General features: G+C 40.0%; 12 protein-coding genes. 5 read left to right on the plus strand and 7 right to left on the minus strand.

What is annotated here, in order from left to right:
• Positions 1-30: 30 nt before the first annotated feature.
• Positions 31-2904 (minus strand): carboxypeptidase regulatory-like domain-containing protein, encoded by a 2874-nt coding sequence (locus tag QE422_RS00620; protein ID WP_307454324.1) that lies wholly within the window; start codon positions 2902-2904, stop codon positions 31-33.
• A 251-nt stretch (positions 2905-3155) separates the two neighbouring features.
• On the opposite strand from QE422_RS00620, the gene QE422_RS00625 reads away from it, so the two are divergent.
• Positions 3156-4346, plus strand: coding sequence for an endonuclease/exonuclease/phosphatase family protein (locus tag QE422_RS00625; protein WP_307454326.1), 1191 nt, complete (start codon positions 3156-3158; stop codon positions 4344-4346).
• A 47-nt stretch (positions 4347-4393) separates the two neighbouring features.
• Positions 4394-4816: a DUF6146 family protein gene (locus tag QE422_RS00630; RefSeq protein ID WP_307454327.1), complete on the plus strand. Its 423-nt coding sequence runs from the start codon at positions 4394-4396 to the stop codon at positions 4814-4816.
• Positions 4817-4869: 53 nt separating this feature from the next.
• Here the strand turns inward: QE422_RS00630 and QE422_RS00635 are convergent, their stop codons facing one another.
• Both QE422_RS00635 and rho read right to left on the minus strand, forming a co-directional pair.
• Positions 4870-5466, minus strand: coding sequence for a superoxide dismutase (locus tag QE422_RS00635; protein WP_307454329.1), 597 nt, complete (start codon positions 5464-5466; stop codon positions 4870-4872).
• A gap of 339 nt (positions 5467-5805) precedes the next feature.
• Entirely contained in the window at positions 5806-7659 is a 1854-nt protein-coding gene (gene rho / locus QE422_RS00640) for a transcription termination factor Rho (RefSeq protein WP_307454330.1), read from the minus strand.
• Positions 7660-7805: 146 nt separating this feature from the next.
• Here rho and QE422_RS00645 point away from each other — a divergent pair, with 146 nt between their 5' ends.
• The 3 genes from QE422_RS00645 (at position 7806) to QE422_RS00655 (ending at position 11446) form a co-directional block, all read left to right on the plus strand.
• Positions 7806-8195: a DUF4293 family protein gene (locus tag QE422_RS00645; RefSeq protein WP_307454332.1), complete on the plus strand. Its 390-nt coding sequence runs from the start codon at positions 7806-7808 to the stop codon at positions 8193-8195.
• Between the two features lie 318 nt (positions 8196-8513).
• The gene (locus QE422_RS00650) at positions 8514-9434 is read left to right on the plus strand and encodes a M28 family peptidase (protein WP_307454334.1); all 921 of its coding nucleotides are present in this window, start codon (positions 8514-8516) and stop codon (positions 9432-9434) included.
• 173 nt (positions 9435-9607) lie between these two features.
• Complete coding sequence (locus tag QE422_RS00655) at positions 9608-11446, plus strand: ABC transporter ATP-binding protein (protein ID WP_307454335.1); 1839 nt, start codon at positions 9608-9610, stop codon at positions 11444-11446.
• Between the two features lie 72 nt (positions 11447-11518).
• On the opposite strand, the gene QE422_RS00660 is transcribed toward QE422_RS00655, so the two are convergent.
• From QE422_RS00660 to QE422_RS00675, 4 genes are all read right to left on the minus strand, one after another.
• The gene (locus QE422_RS00660) at positions 11519-12841 is read right to left on the minus strand and encodes a peptide-N-glycosidase F-related protein (protein WP_307454337.1); all 1323 of its coding nucleotides are present in this window, start codon (positions 12839-12841) and stop codon (positions 11519-11521) included.
• Positions 12842-13072: 231 nt separating this feature from the next.
• Positions 13073-13729, minus strand: coding sequence for a phosphatidylserine decarboxylase family protein (locus tag QE422_RS00665; RefSeq protein WP_307454339.1), 657 nt, complete (start codon positions 13727-13729; stop codon positions 13073-13075).
• Between the two features lie 4 nt (positions 13730-13733).
• A complete protein-coding gene (locus QE422_RS00670; RefSeq protein ID WP_307454341.1) occupies positions 13734-14606 on the minus strand; it encodes a phosphatidate cytidylyltransferase in 873 nt (290 codons plus the stop codon).
• Positions 14607-14630: 24 nt separating this feature from the next.
• Entirely contained in the window at positions 14631-15212 is a 582-nt protein-coding gene (locus QE422_RS00675) for an LUD domain-containing protein (protein WP_307454342.1), read from the minus strand.
• Between the last annotated feature and the right edge of the window lie 2 nt (positions 15213-15214).

Genomic DNA, 15214 nt, shown 5'->3' on the forward strand with positions numbered 1-15214 from the left:
TAATTTTTAGAATAGTTAGCGTATTGATTGTTAGAATCTAAACTGTAAATTTACGAAATATGATCTTCCCTGTGTGTACCAATATTTAGGTGCAAACAAAGTATACTCTCTGCTCAAATCTTCTGCGAAGGTAGGATATACCGCATTTCTGGTCTGTTCGAAACCTCCTGTAATATATTTTCTGTTATTTAAAATATTATTTACCGTTCCGGAAATCAGAACATAATACTTGCCGATCACCCATGATTTTCCTGCATTGGCATTCAGGAAGAATGACGATGGCAGCCTGTTCGGTTGAAGCACTCTTCTCAAATCAGCTTCCGTTAGTCCGGTGTACGGGGTTCCTGTAACGTCGTTCTGAACAAATGATTCTGTTCGTACCAATGCGGCAGGATCCAGATAATTGTCATCAAAATAGTTCCAGTTAGCTCCTACCCACCAGTATTTAGGATTGTTGTAACGGAATCCTACAGAGTAAGCCTGCTGAGGAGTTCCTCCCTGGCGGTAATTGGTGATATACGCTTTACCAAGGTCGATGTACGGAAGGCCATTTGCGAATACACCAACCGCATCTGAAGCGAAATAGGTTCTCGGATCATTTTTATAGGTATACTGTCCGATACTTGCCAGACCCTGTAAAGATAATGTCGGCATTACTTTTACATCTACCCCTAGCTCAACGCCCATATTCCTTTTCTTAACATCTGTCATTACCTGGGAAACAAAAGCACTCTGAACATTAGTCTGGTTACCGTCCGCATCTACGCTTTTCAACGGAATACCATCTGCAAAGAATCGCTGAACAGTTGTTTCATTATCTGTATCAACCAAGTATCCTGTTAATCTCAATTTCAGGAATGGAGAAGAAATAACATAGCTAAGGTCATTGGCATTTACCGTCATGCTTTTTACATTCGGTGCCACAGATCCGTTTACTCTAGGATTTACGAATAAATCTTCGAGATAAGGTGCCTGGTTATAGTATGCTCCATTGTATAAAAAGAAGTTTCTACCATTCAATCGGTATACGATCTGTCCTTTCAGACCATAGTTCCAATAGTTGTAGTCAGCTCCTTTTCCGAATGAATCTTTATACAAATAATGATTGAATAATCCTTCTCTGTTAGAAGTTGAATAGCCCGCCAAGGCAGATACAAATACATCAAAAGCCCCTGTAGTAAATCGTACGCCTGGGTTCACTTTTACCTCCTGTCTTCTGAAAATATAGTCGTAGGTCATTTTATCCCCTACTTTTTTCGTTACATTTTCTTCACCCTGATTGTATAAACCGGATTTTCCAGGTTGGTTGGTCGCTGCAAAAGGATCTCTGTTCAATACGAAGTCAGCTCCTAGGAGATCATTGACCTCTCTATACTGTTCAGAACGGTAATTCTGGTAAGATACATTTAATAAGAATTTCGTATTGTCGCTGAAATTATGTATAAAATGGGTTGCTGCATTCCAGATCTTATCATCGCTTACATCATTTACCAGATAATACAATGCTCTTTTTCCAGTTTGCCCATAATAGTTTCCAGCGGCCTGCTGCATATTTCTACGATATAATCTGTCCCAGTTAAGCTGGGTAAAATTAGGATCGTTTGAGGTCCATCCGTTCATTGCTGCCTGAAAAGCCTGCTGCGCTGTTGTTCCATCTACTCCCTGAGGAGGGGTTACTGATGCATTAGGATCTAAGAAATCATAATAGCTTGGTAAGTTTCTGTAATATGTTGGTGACGGATTCTGAACATTCTGCCAGTCTAAACGGGAACCTTTATCCTTTCCGAACTGATAGGAAACGGAAGTCCAAAGACTGCTGTTTTTATTAATTTTCCAGAAATCCTGAATTTGAAAGATCGGTTGGAAGCCTTTCCTTACTCTTTCACTTCTCTGCTCTCCATCCTGGTATCCCCAATAGGAATTATAATGTACCCCTCGGTAATCGTATACCTCCTGTGTACTTGGGCTGGCAGTAGATCTTCTGTATGGTGCACCGATAAAGTTGAAAGTCATCGAATGCTTATCATTAAACTTCTTCTCGATTCCCAGATACGCTCCGTAAGCGTCATAGAATGTTCCTTCCTGGATACCTTCTTGTGCCCATCTTCTGGCCCCCATTGCCGTAAATGCCCATCCGCTCTTACTCATTCCTGAGCTGTATCGCAAAGAGGTTCTGTTTCTGTAGTTTCTGTTGGTTAAAGACTGGGTAAACTGAAATCCTTTTCTGTATTCGCTCGCCTTTGTGTTCTTATAAACTACGGAGCTGTTCCCACCGAAAGCATATTCGGATGGCGAATGGTTTGCAGAGATCTCAGGATATCTTGTGATCTCATTAAGACCACCCCAATTTCCAAAATCGACATTACCGTTATCAGACTTGATCATCGAAACCCCGTTTAACATCGTTTCTCCGAATCTTCCATCGATTCCTCTTGGGCGGAACCAATAAAATCCTAAATCAAACGCTGCGATTCTGCTGAAAATATCCTGGGACGACTGTAGTAAGCCTACCGTAGAAGCTTGTCCGCTGTTGCTGTCTTCATCATCACCATCACTGTCAATAATCGCTAAACCCTGGTCCGCGCTTGTAAGTGCAGAATATAGGGTAATAACCCCTAAATCCTTTTTCTTCTCATTGTCCATCACATCAAACTCCATTACTTTGGTTTCGTAATTGGGTTTTGTAATCACAATTTGGTAATGCCCCGGCTTCAGGTCTACAAACTGGAAGTATCCGATTTTGTCAGCCGTTACATCATTGTCATTCCCTTTCAGATCTACTTCTGCCCTTTCAACAGGCTTTCCTTCGCCATCCTTCAGATACGCAGAGACAGTAGTCTGTGCAAAATAGTATGACGCTGGAAGTAAAGTAAATAAAGAGACTAATGATAGTTTTTTAATCATGAGTATATTTATTTTTTTAAATACTTTTCTTGTTAATTCTCAACAGTTTAAAAGTTGGGGCGACAAATTTAGTCAAAATTTACAACTAATAATCTTTTTAAGGTTATTTTTTCTTAACATTGCAAACTTTTAAGAATCATTATAGATAAAAAACAGGAATACCATAATTTAAATTTACAAATATTTAAAATGGGGTCAATTAAAAAAAAGTAAATTTGCAGATTAAATAATATTAATACAACTCTAAGAAAATGAAGAAATTTTTGAGTTTTTTTGCCATCATTTTTGCGGTTATGGCATTTTCACAACAACAGGGAAAACTGAGGAAGGTAGCAACTGTAGGGTTTTTAAATGTTGAAAACCTTTGGGACACGATTCGTTCAGCAGATTATATAGATGGGACCAAAGATATCAGAAATCCTGCTTTCCACAGAAGCATACCGGTGGATTCGGTAAAATTTCTGGAGGCTGAGAAATACGACGGCCCGTGGAGCGACGGTGCCCTGATCGGCAAAAAAGCGGTGCGCTACCAAAGTGGTGCTGATGAATTTACTCCGAAAAGCGCGAAAAACTACAATACAAGAGTTTATAAAGCAAAACTAGCCAACGAAGCCAAAGTAATTTCCGAACTGGGAGCTCAGTATACGAAAACAGCTCCGGCAGTGGTTGGTCTTATCGAAGTGGAAAACAGACAGGTGATCCAGGACCTCATCAATGAACCGGCCTTAAAAAAATACGATTACGGAATCATTCATTACAATTCTTACGACTACAGAGGAATTGATGTCGCTTTGATTTACCAGAAAAGAAGATTTACTCCTACCAACTCCCTGAAAAAAGAACTGAAAGTTTTCGGTGACGACGGCAGAAGAGAATACACTCGGGATATTTTGGTGGTAACCGGATTTCTGGATAATGAGAAAGTCGCTTTCTTTATGAATCACTGGCCATCCAGAAGAGGAGGTGAAGCAGCTTCTCTGCCCAAAAGAAATGCAGCTGCAGCTTTATTGAAACAGCAGATGGACAGCGTAAGAGCAGCAGATCCTTCAACAAAATTGTTTGCGATGGGTGACTTCAATGATGACCCGGTAAGTTCCAGTTTAAAAAACTACCTTAAGGCACAACCGAGCCCGAAAGACCTTAGCGACGCCAATCCTTACTTAAACCTGATGTATCCTTTATATAAGAAAGGAGTTGCTTCACTGGCTTATCAGGATGCACCGAACTTGTTTGACCAGATTATCGTTTCCAAAAACTTAATCTCGGATCAGGTAACGAAAGATTACTCCGTATACAAAGCTGAAATTTTTGCACCCCCTTATCTGGTGAACAAAGAAGGAAATTATAAAGGGTATCCTTTCAGATCCTGGAATGGGGATCAGTTTACAGGAGGATACAGCGACCACTTTCCTGCGTTTGTTGTTCTTCAGAAAGAACCATAAAGTTTAAGGCACTCCTTTTGAGTGTCTTTTTTTTATAACTTACGGATATGAAAAATATAATCGCCCTTTTGATAATTTCTTTATGTACTTTCAGCTGTTCCGCACAGACGCCTTCTGCAAGCGATAAAGAAAAGAACGAAATGAAACCTTCCAAAAATGAAGACGGAGAATGGGATCTTACGGTAATTGACACCCAGTTCGATTATTTTATGAACGCCATAGCCAAACCGATCAGCCAGTATACAGAATCTTATTTGAAGAACAGAAATACCCAGCTCGTAGCAGAATGGAATTCCTATTATTTTTCCGGACGGTACCGGAATGTGATCGAATCATCCATTGATTATGACCCTAAAGAAAAATACGGGTTAAAATTTGAATACAAGTTGTATCAGGTTTTCGCGTATGTTAACTGGCGTTATGGATTGAGGATGAACGGGCTTTCCGGAAGTGATACGACAAGGTTTTAACTAAAAAAGGTTCAGCGCAATGCTGAACCTTTTTAGTTTTAAACAGTAAAAAATTATTTGTTGAATAATTCCTCTGCTTTATCCCAGTTTACCACTTCGAAGAATGCTGTAACGTAGTCAGGTCTTCTGTTTTGGTAATTTAAATAGTAAGCATGCTCCCAAACGTCAAGTCCTAGAACCGGTGTTCCTTTTACATCAGCTACCGGCATTAGTGGATTGTCTTGGTTTGGCGTCGAAGTTACTGAAACAGAACCGTCTGAATTTTTAACCAGCCAAGCCCATCCGGAACCGAATCTTGTTTTAGCAGCATCAGAAAAATCTGTCTTGAATTTTTCAAATCCTCCGTAAGTTTCGATGGCTTCTTTTACGTTTCCTACCGGCTCTTTGCTTCCGCCCGGCGTCAGGATCTCCCAGAACAAAGTATGGTTGAAGTGTCCTCCTCCGTTGTTTCTTACTGCTGGCTTATCTGTTCCGGTCTGGCAGATTTCTTCTATTGTTTTTCCTTCAAGGTCTGTTCCTTTGATGGCGTTATTTAAATTGTCAACATATGCCTGGTGATGTTTCGTATGGTGGATCTCCATCGTTTTTGCGTCGATAGTCGGTTCTAATGCATCATAAGCATATCCTAGTTGTGGTAGTTCGAATGACATAATTTTATTTTTAATGTTATTACTCAAATTTAGTCATAATTTGATCTACCATCAAAAAATGAAGATTACTTTAATAAATCTTTAACATTGATTTCTGATTTAGAATGAATTAAATTTTGAAGCCGGGAAGATGGGTGATGGAAGCTGGAAACTTTTGGATTCCACGCATTCGAATGTAGTTTATTGAGGTCATTAAAATAGGGATCAATAAATCAATGTAAATTAAAATTACTCAATGCTCTTTTAATTTTTACCGTTAAAACATTTTTAAATGAGCAGGTTCTTAAAATAAAAGCACGGACATAAATGCCCGTGCTTTTTATAACAAATTAAATTAATTTATTTATTCATAGACATCAGGAATTCCTCATTATTCAGGGTTCCTCTGATGTTTTTGCTTACGAATTCCATGGCTTCCACCGGATTCATTTCAGAAAGATATTTTCTCAGAATCCACATTCTCTGGGAAGTCACCTCATCAAGAAGAAGATCGTCTCTACGTGTGCTGGAAGCTACCAGATCAATAGCAGGATAAATTCTTCTGTTGGCAATTTTCCGATCCAGCTGAAGCTCCATGTTTCCTGTTCCTTTAAACTCTTCAAAGATCACTTCATCCATTTTGGAACCGGTATCAATTAAAGCGGTTGCAATAATCGTCAAAGAACCGCCGCCTTCAATCTTTCTTGCTGCTCCGAAGAATCTTTTCGGCTTGTGAAGCGCATTGGCATCTACCCCACCGGACAATACTTTTCCTGAAGCAGGAGTAACGGTATTGTATGCTCTTGCCAGCCTTGTAATCGAGTCTAACAAAATAACTACGTCATGTCCGCATTCCACCATTCTCTGGGCTTTTGCTAATACAAGATTCGCTACTTTCACATGCTTTTCAGCTGCTTCATCAAAGGTAGAGGCAATTACTTCCGCATTTACGCTTCTTTCCATATCGGTAACCTCTTCAGGACGTTCGTCGATCAGAAGCACCATCATATATACTTCAGGATGGTTTGCCGCGATAGAGTTGGCAATATCTTTCAGCAACATGGTTTTACCGGTTTTCGGCTGGGCGACAATCATCGCTCTCTGTCCTTTACCGATCGGTGCTACCAGGTCAACAATTCTTGTAGAAATGGTAGAATTGTTTCCGGCCAGGTTGAATTTTTCTTCCGGGAAAAGCGGCGTCAGGTATTCAAAAGCAACACGGTCCTTAATAAAAGCAAGGTCTCTTCCGTTAACTTCCGTAGGTTTCAGCAGCGAAAAATATTTTTCCCCTTCTTTCGGAAGCCTTACAATTCCCCGTACGGTATCTCCGGTTTTCAATCCGAAGTTTCTGATTTGTGCCGTAGAAACATACACATCATCCGGAGAGGAAATGTAACTGAAATCCGACGAACGTAAGAAGCCGTAGTTATCCGGTAAAATCTCCAGAACACCTTCAATGCTCACCATTCCGTCGAAACTGAACTCTTTTTTCTGTTCATGCTGTTCCTCCGCCCGTTCAGAATGTTGCTGCTGTTGCTGCTTATTCTGATGCTGGTTTTGGTTTTGATTCGGGTTCTGGTTCTGATTTTGATTTCTATGCTGGTTTCCGTTGTTATGCGGATGGTTGTTTTGTCCTTTCTGAGGTCTTGCCTGATGTTGAGGGGTATTCGGCTTTTCTTCTGCGGGAGCAGATTCCTGAGATTCTGTGTTTTTAGGAGCTTCTGTTGGTTCCTGGGTTTCAGTGCCTGTGGTATTGGCCGTTGAAACTCTCTTTCTCTTTTTCTTTGCCTGCGGGGCAGCGTTTGTTTCTTCTGTTTCTGCCGTCTGCTCTGCTTTTGGCTCTTCTGTTTTCTGTTCCTGAACAGGAGTTTCTTTTAAAGCGGTTTCTGCTTCTGTATTTTCTTCCGCTTTTGGCGCTGCTGTTTCTGTTGCAGGCTTGGCTTCCGCTTTTGCTTTCGTTACAGTCTTTTTCGGAGCCGCTTTTCGGGCAGGCGCCTTCGCAGGTTTATCTGCCGGTTTTTCCTCAGTATTTACACTGGTTTCCGTGGTGTTGAAATATTCTTTTGCCACTTTGGGATTTGAAGCCTGAAAGTCAAGAATTGCAAAGATTTTGTCATTTTCAGTGCTGTTTCTTGCCACTTTAACGCCCAAATCCTTTAGGATTTTAGTCAGTTCCGTTACGGATTTTGACCTTAACGTTTCAATGTTAAACATATTTAATGTAAAAAATGTAATTAATTGTGAATAAGAAAAGTAAGTCGGGTGACTATTGTTTTCAAGTACATTTGTATAATGCAAATCTACACTTATTTTTGAATTGTGCAAAATTTATATTACTTTTGCGTAGAATTTAATATTCAATGCTACAAAGAATACAGACTATTTGGACGTTTTTAGCAGTTTTGGCTGCTGTGTTCCTGTTCGTTACAGCGCAGGATGTGATCATTTCCGATAGTATTCCCGTCATCAATATCGGATGCTTCGTCCTTGTTTTGATCGGGCTGCTGAGTGTTTTCAGCTTTAAAAACAGAAAAAGACAGATTTTGCTGAATACCGTCAGCATCATTATAAACGCTTTGTTGATTGGAATATTGGCGTACTGGCTGCTAAACTTATCCGGAGGAATCAGTTTTCCTGAGAAGGGTATTGAGCCGATTTTTTCATTGATTGCGGTGATCTGTTTGTTTATAGCAAACATTTACATTAAGAAAGATGAAAGGCTCGTAAAATCAGTAGACAGACTTCGATAACCTTACAACGATTTTTTGAGTGAGAACAGCTTCTTTTTAAGGAGCTGTTTTTTCTTTTATGCCTGCTTCCATCTTAAATGCTATGGACGCAAAATGGGAACTGATGTATACTGATATTGTCGGTCGCAAAGGCGCTTCTTTAGCAATTAATAGCATGGGTAAATTTATATTTTTTATTTTTTAAAATTGATATTTAAAAACCAGCTGCTTAATACTTTGGTTATACTCCATCATATCATCTTTATTATTTTTGTAAATTGAAGAACCTGATGCAACATTTTCCGGTAAACCGCGACAGATTATGCATAAATTTATCATATGAAAAAACTGACCTATCTTACCCTAAGTTTATTTTCCATTTTTACCTTTGCTCAGGAGGTTTCGCAGGAAAGAATCAAAACCGTGCTTTCCACTTTGGCCTCCGACGAAATGAAAGGCCGTGAAATCGGCACTCAGGAAAATGAAAATGCTGCCAATTATATCGCCAAGCTCTTCAAAGAGAATAATCTGGAATATTGTACCGGGACTTCTTACCTGGTCCCTTTTGATTATAAAGGAAAAACGGCTTATAACGTTTGTGGTATCAAAAAGGGAAAAACAAATCAATACCTGGGTTTCTCGGGACATTTCGACCATATCGGCACAAGCAATAATCCGAAGGATCATATTTACAACGGTGCAGATGATGACGCCAGCGGAATTACAACGCTCGTAGGCATCGCGGATTATTTTAAAAATAAAAAGCCGGAATTTTCGATGGTCTTTATAGCCTTTAACGGAGAGGAAAAGGGCATGTTGGGTTCAAGAGCTATTTCAACCGATAAGAACCTGGATAACATTTACAACAACATGACGGCCCTATTTAATTTTGAAATGGTGGCTACCGAATCTGCGTTTGGAAAAAACGCTCTGTTTATGACCGGTGACGAATTTTCCGACCTTGATGAGCTGTTCAATAAAAATGCAGCAAACGGATTAAAGGTAAATCCTGATCCTTACGCCGCCCAGCAGTTGTTTTACCGTTCGGATAATGTAAGCTTTGTAAAGAAGAAAATTATCGCGCATTCGTTTTCAACAGTTGATATGACGAAAGCCACCCATTACCATCAGGAAAGCGATGATGTAAACGTTGTTGATTTTTCCAATCTGACGCAGATCATCAATAATTTCGGAAAAACACTTGAAAAGCTGTCTCCGAAGAATTTTGCCCCAAAGTATAATGACAAAGTAAAGTTTTAAATACTCAACCGCCAATTGGCGGTTTTTTCTTTATCTAGAGGCACACTAACACGCCTCTTCGCGAATCACGTAACAAATTCCAAAGATTTGAAACTTATTGATTAAAGTAAAACGCCATTCAAAACGTCTTATCATTTTAATTATGTAATTTTGCTATCCAATTTTTTCATTGAATGAATCAATATATTAAAATACTTAAGTTCGCAAGACCCCATCGAAAATACATTTACGGAAGTTTGTTTTTCAACCTGATGTATTCTGTATTCCAGATTGCATCTTTAGGGACCATCCTTCCGGTTTTGGGAATGCTTTTCGGCACCATCGAAGCTAAAAAATACAGCTCGCCTCCATCCTATTCAGGGGAAGTGCTGGATTTCTTCAGTTACATTAAAGAATATGCCAACTATTATGTTCAGAGCCTTGTAACACAGTATGGCGCACTTACGGTATTGGCCTGGCTGTGTGTAATTACGGCTTTTATGTTTTTACTGAGAAACCTTTTCCGTTACTTGGGATCCTTTTTACTGATCAACTATCGTGTCGGGGTCACCAAAGACCTTCGGGGAGCGATGTACAGAAAAATCCTCTCTCTTCCCGTTTCTTTCTTTACGGAAAGCAGAAAGGGGGACTTGATGTCCCGTATGTCGAATGACGTAGGAGAAGTGGAAGGAAATATTTTGGGAAGCCTTGTGGAGCTGATTAATGCTCCGTTTATGCTCATCAGTACGTTGGTAACTCTGTTTTTCCTGAGTACGGAAATGACGCTTTTCTCCCTGTTGGTATTACCGGTAATGGGTACCATGATTGCCCTGATCGGAAAAAGCCTTAAAAAAGATTCTCATGAAGCTCAGAACGAAATGGGAAATATCTTTTCTATTGTTGATGAAACTTTAAAGTCAACGAAAGTGATCAAAATTTTCAGTGCTGAAAAGATTATGGACAGCCGTTTTATGCAGTCGATGCAGAAATGGATCAACAGTTCCATCCGGTTGGGAAGAAAGAAAGAACTGGCTTCGCCGATGAGCGAATTCCTGGGTTCCGTGACCTTCCTGATCATTGCCTGGTACGGAGGAAAACAGATCATCGTGGATAAGAGCATTTCACCTGCCGACTTTCTGGTTTTCCTTGGAATATTCTTCCAGATTTTACCTCCGGTGAAAAGTTTATCCCAGTCGATCTCCAACGTTCAGAAAGGGGAAGCTTCCTTGGAACGGGTACTTGATATCCTTGATGCGGATGTAAAAATTGATGAAGTTCCGAACCCTGTCAGTATTTCTACACTTAATCAATCTATCGAGTTTAATAATATCGGTTTTTATTACGATAAAGATCACACAATCCTTAAAAACTTCTCACTGAGCATTCCTAAAGGAAAAACTGTTGCTCTTGTCGGGCAAAGCGGAAGCGGGAAGACTACCATTGCAAATCTTCTGGCCAGGTTTTACGATGTTTCAGAAGGTGAAATTTTAATTGACGGTATCAATATTAAAAACTTAAGGCTGAAAGAATACCGTAAGCTGTTGGGAATGGTAACCCAGGAGTCGGTACTTTTTAATGATTCGGTGTACAATAATATTTTAATGGGTAAGCCTGATGCAACGAGAGAAGAAGTAATCGCAGCCGCAAAAATTGCTAATGCCGATCATTTTATTTCCAATCTTCCGGCAGGATATGACTCAAATATCGGTGATGACGGAGGTAAGCTTTCCGGAGGCCAGAAACAGCGGGTTTCCATTGCAAGAGCCGTCCTGAAGAATCCGCCGATCATGATCCTGGATGAAGCTACTTCTGCGCTAGATACGGAATCTGAACGGTTTGTACAGGACGCGCTGGAAAAAATGATGGAAAACAGAACTTCTCTGGTCATTGCCCACCGTCTATCTACTATCCAAAAAGCAGACTGGATTGTGGTTATGGAAAAAGGAGACATCGTGGAACAGGGAACCCATCATGATCTCATTGCGAAAAGAGGGGTGTACCACAAGCTGGTAGAGCTGCAGAATTTCGATTAAAAATTTAATCTTGTTATAAAATAAAAAGAGAAAGCCATTACAGCTTTCTCTTTTTTATGTATTATGATAAATTTACTTTTTAATCACCTTATGCGTAAACCGGACACCTCCTTCCAACGTAATATCCAATACATAGGCTCCGGCAGGGTAAGCGGTAATATCAGCTTTGGAATCAGTAGTTTCCGAAAGTTTCCTTCCGTCTGTTGAGAACACGGAGATCAGTTTTACCTTTTTCTGTCCTTTTACCGTTACATAATCTGCCGTAGGATTCGGATAAATGGAAACATCCGTCGTAGAGACATCTTTTACCGAAAGATTCTGGTTCAGGCTCTGCATATACATGGACAATACGATCTGGCCGTCCTGGTTATAAAATACGGCAGAAGGAACCTCATATTTAATCGTATGGCTTCCGGCAGAAAGAGAAGTCACCGAAAAAGTCCGTATCGGAACGGAATCTCCCGGACACCAATTGTTCCAGCTGGTCCACCAAGACGTCGACTGTGCATAATTTCCATAAATACCGTTAGGCTGTGTATTGTACATTCTGTAAGGCTCACACGATTTCCCTCCTGGCGTAAAGGTTAGCACCTGCGTATTATCAAGGGAAACGAAATTCTGTCTTCTTACATATTCTTCACCGTTGGTACCGGCTCCGTGCGGTGTCGAAACAATAAAAAACTTAGGGTTAGCCGCCGTTTGCATAAGATTGAAATTAACCAACCGTACGGTTTGCCCCGCAACATCCGTATTGTTATAGTTATTCAGCGGGCTGGAATCCAGCATCGGAAGAACCGTATTGAAGTTATTATTGACCGTAGGATCATTGGAAGTCACAAACGTCAACGTTCCGGCAAATACATCATTTCTGTTGGCGCATCCGGCAACCTGTGTATTGGCCGCATACGGAACGCCGAATACATCAAGCTCCACCCAGATATCATAAGCTGTTCTAAGTGCAACATTACTGAAAACAGGATATAGGTTATCCACATTATAAGTATAAGGAACCTCGGTGGGAGAAATATTTTTATTCATGAATGGCGTAATGTACCTTCCGACTTCAAATCTCTTTACCAATGGATCGCTCATGGTATAAGAGGCCTGCCCTTTTGGGACCAAAGCAATATGCACCCCGCCGATTCTGTCGTAGTTGTCACACAATGCCCCGATAATAACATTCATCTGGATTCTGTTCTGGAAACTATTCAGCTCTGTGTCCGTCAGTTTTCTGGTGTATCTTGAGTTCGCCAGCCGGATGGTATTCGCAGGTACGGGTTGTGAAACATTAGCTGCGTAGCCGTCATAGAAGACAATCTGTGAAAAGACATTGATGCTTGTCTGGGCTTTAAAGAAAGAGGATAGAATAAGTAAAGACAGTAGAATTTTCTTCATTCAGCAATTTTTTATTTATTAGATTTATTTAAAAACAGACAAATTTATAAATTACCGGTTAAATTATACCCATCATATCCAAAAAATATTTACAAACTTCATGTTATCATTAAATTTTATACAAAATCATAAATTTACAGTTAGGGTTTAGTATTCTGTCAGACGGGTTTTAATAAATACAAAAAAGAGGAAACCTTCCGATTTCCTCTTTAAATTTTATCATTATTAAATTTAGTCTTCTTTCATTCTGGCAATAACATCCAGACCTCCCTTTGTGATATCTCCGATCTTACACACGATTTCCGTATCCAAAGGCAAAAATACATCCATTCTAGACCCGAATTTAATAAATCCGAACTCGTGCCCCGCTTTGGCGTCATCGCCTTCTTTACAATAGAAAACAATCCTTCTGGCCACGTATCCCGCAATCTGTCTGAAGACTACCTGATGATTGGTTAAGCTTTCTACAGCAACGGTTGTTCTTTCATTCTCTGTAGAAGATTTTTCGTGCCATGCAACCAGGTATTTTCCGGGATGATATTTTTTATAGATTACTTTTCCTGAAACCGGATACCGGCAGATATGGACATTCAGCGGAGACATAAAGATGGAAACCTGGATGGCTTTCCCTTTGATAAATTCGTCTTCCTCAACTTCTTTGATCATAACAACCTTTCCGTCTACCGGGGCAATCACATTTTCCTTGTGATCCAAAATATCACGGTTTGGTACTCTAAAGAACCAAAATACCAGACTGTATACCACCAGTAAAGGCAGAATGATCACCAGCGACCACATTTCTAGAAAATAAATAGCCAGTACGCCTACGATGATAAACAGCAAGGTGGCAACGGTGATGGTTCCTTTCGATTCTCTGTGTAATTTCATGAGATTAAATAAATTTTTCTAAAATAAAGTACAAATATACGACAGGAACGCAGATTAAAAAACTATCCAGGCGATCTAATACACCGCCATGCCCAGGAATGATGTTGCCGCTGTCTTTTACAGCAAAGTTTCTTTTAAGCTGGCTTTCCACCAAATCGCCTATCGGAGCAAAAGCAGCGACCAGGAAACCGACTATCATCCAGTTTCCGCGCAGGTCATGCTGATATTTTTCAATGAAGTATGATAAAACCAAGGTGAGTACAACTCCTCCGATATATCCTTCCCATGTCTTTTTAGGAGAGATTTTTGGTGCCATTTTATGCTTACCGAAGAATTTCCCGGTGAGATAAGCGAAAGTATCGCTGCTCCAGATCAGTATAAACAGGAAAAGAACTTCCAGTGTAAAACGGTCATCGAATCTTGAAAATTTGGGCAGCCCCAAAGCAAAGCTGAAAGGCAAAGCTACGTAGATAACGATAAAGATGAGCTTACCGCTGTCGTAATAGAGTTCGTTAGGATATTTAAACAAAGTGACCACAGCAATCAGGATTAAAACCATTGCCAAAATTTCACTTAACCTGAAATCGAAAAAGAAATCGAAATGAAAATATCTTTTTGAAAAAATATAGAAAATAAAAATAACCAGTGGGAAAACAACAAATCGCTCGTAGCCTTTTCCGAATTTCATGATTTTAAAACATTCCCACGAGCCTACTCCTAATAACAGCGCAATTAATCCGAAATACAGGTATTCCTGCCTTACAAGATCAGGCGAAAAACTGTTGATCAGCTGTGCTCCGAGCGGAGTGGTACAAAGAATAATGACGGCGACATAAACAAGCCCTGAAAGAGTTCTTTGAATGAGATTTTTGTCCAAAATTTTAATTTTATAAGTTGATGCCTAATCTTCAAGCAGCAATAAAAAAAGCTTCGTATTCGTATGCGAAGAAGTATCGAGCTTGGAGTGGCCTCCGCTGATGGATGTAAGATTCTTAATGTTCCCGTTCCGTTTGATTTTCCCCATAGCATCATTCAGGTTGTTTACAATCTGTGAAACGTTGGCCATAATAATGATTTTATCCGGCAGCCTCGACGAATGGTAATGCAGGATATTGTTGTGCGAAAGCATGATCCTTCCATCGTAAGCAATCAGATACTCACAGGTAATAAAACTGGCATCGTCTCCTGACTGAAGTTCCGGTGTATACGGCGTTTTTACCACATTCAGAAAATTCTGAAGATCTTTATCCCAGCAGAACATGTTTCGGATCCCTTCTATTTTGATGATCTGGTTCAAGGTCTGCAGAGCTTCTGCTTCATCTGCACAATAATTGAAAAATCCTCCTGAATGTGTAAACAACTGGGCAAATTTATAGTCAAGATCCGCATTTTTCAGCGAATCCCCTAGCTTTTCCAGACTCTGTTTCTGCTCTTCTTCAGGCTGGTTGGTAAGTTTGCTTACAATCTTCTTGAATAAATTCAACG

It is taken from the genome of Chryseobacterium sp. SORGH_AS_0447 (assembly GCF_030818695.1).
Taxonomy (GTDB): Bacteria; Bacteroidota; Bacteroidia; order Flavobacteriales; family Weeksellaceae; genus Chryseobacterium.

Bases quoted from the DNA above. Each gene is read 5' to 3' on its own strand.
- QE422_RS00635 (WP_307454329.1), bottom strand. From the start codon at position 5,466: ATGTCATTCGAACTACCACAACTAGGATATGCTTATGATGCATTAGAA.
- QE422_RS00665 (WP_307454339.1), bottom strand. From the start codon at position 13,729: ATGAAATTACACAGAGAATCGAAAGGAACCATCACCGTTGCCACCTTG.
- QE422_RS00645 (WP_307454332.1), top strand. From the start codon at position 7,806: ATGCTACAAAGAATACAGACTATTTGGACGTTTTTAGCAGTTTTGGCT.
- QE422_RS00660 (WP_307454337.1), bottom strand. From the start codon at position 12,841: ATGAAGAAAATTCTACTGTCTTTACTTATTCTATCCTCTTTCTTTAAA.
- QE422_RS00625 (WP_307454326.1), top strand. From the start codon at position 3,156: ATGAAGAAATTTTTGAGTTTTTTTGCCATCATTTTTGCGGTTATGGCA.
- rho (WP_307454330.1), bottom strand. From the start codon at position 7,659: ATGTTTAACATTGAAACGTTAAGGTCAAAATCCGTAACGGAACTGACT.
- QE422_RS00655 (WP_307454335.1), top strand. From the start codon at position 9,608: ATGAATCAATATATTAAAATACTTAAGTTCGCAAGACCCCATCGAAAA.
- QE422_RS00630 (WP_307454327.1), top strand. From the start codon at position 4,394: ATGAAAAATATAATCGCCCTTTTGATAATTTCTTTATGTACTTTCAGC.
- QE422_RS00620 (WP_307454324.1), bottom strand. From the start codon at position 2,904: ATGATTAAAAAACTATCATTAGTCTCTTTATTTACTTTACTTCCAGCG.
- QE422_RS00650 (WP_307454334.1), top strand. From the start codon at position 8,514: ATGAAAAAACTGACCTATCTTACCCTAAGTTTATTTTCCATTTTTACC.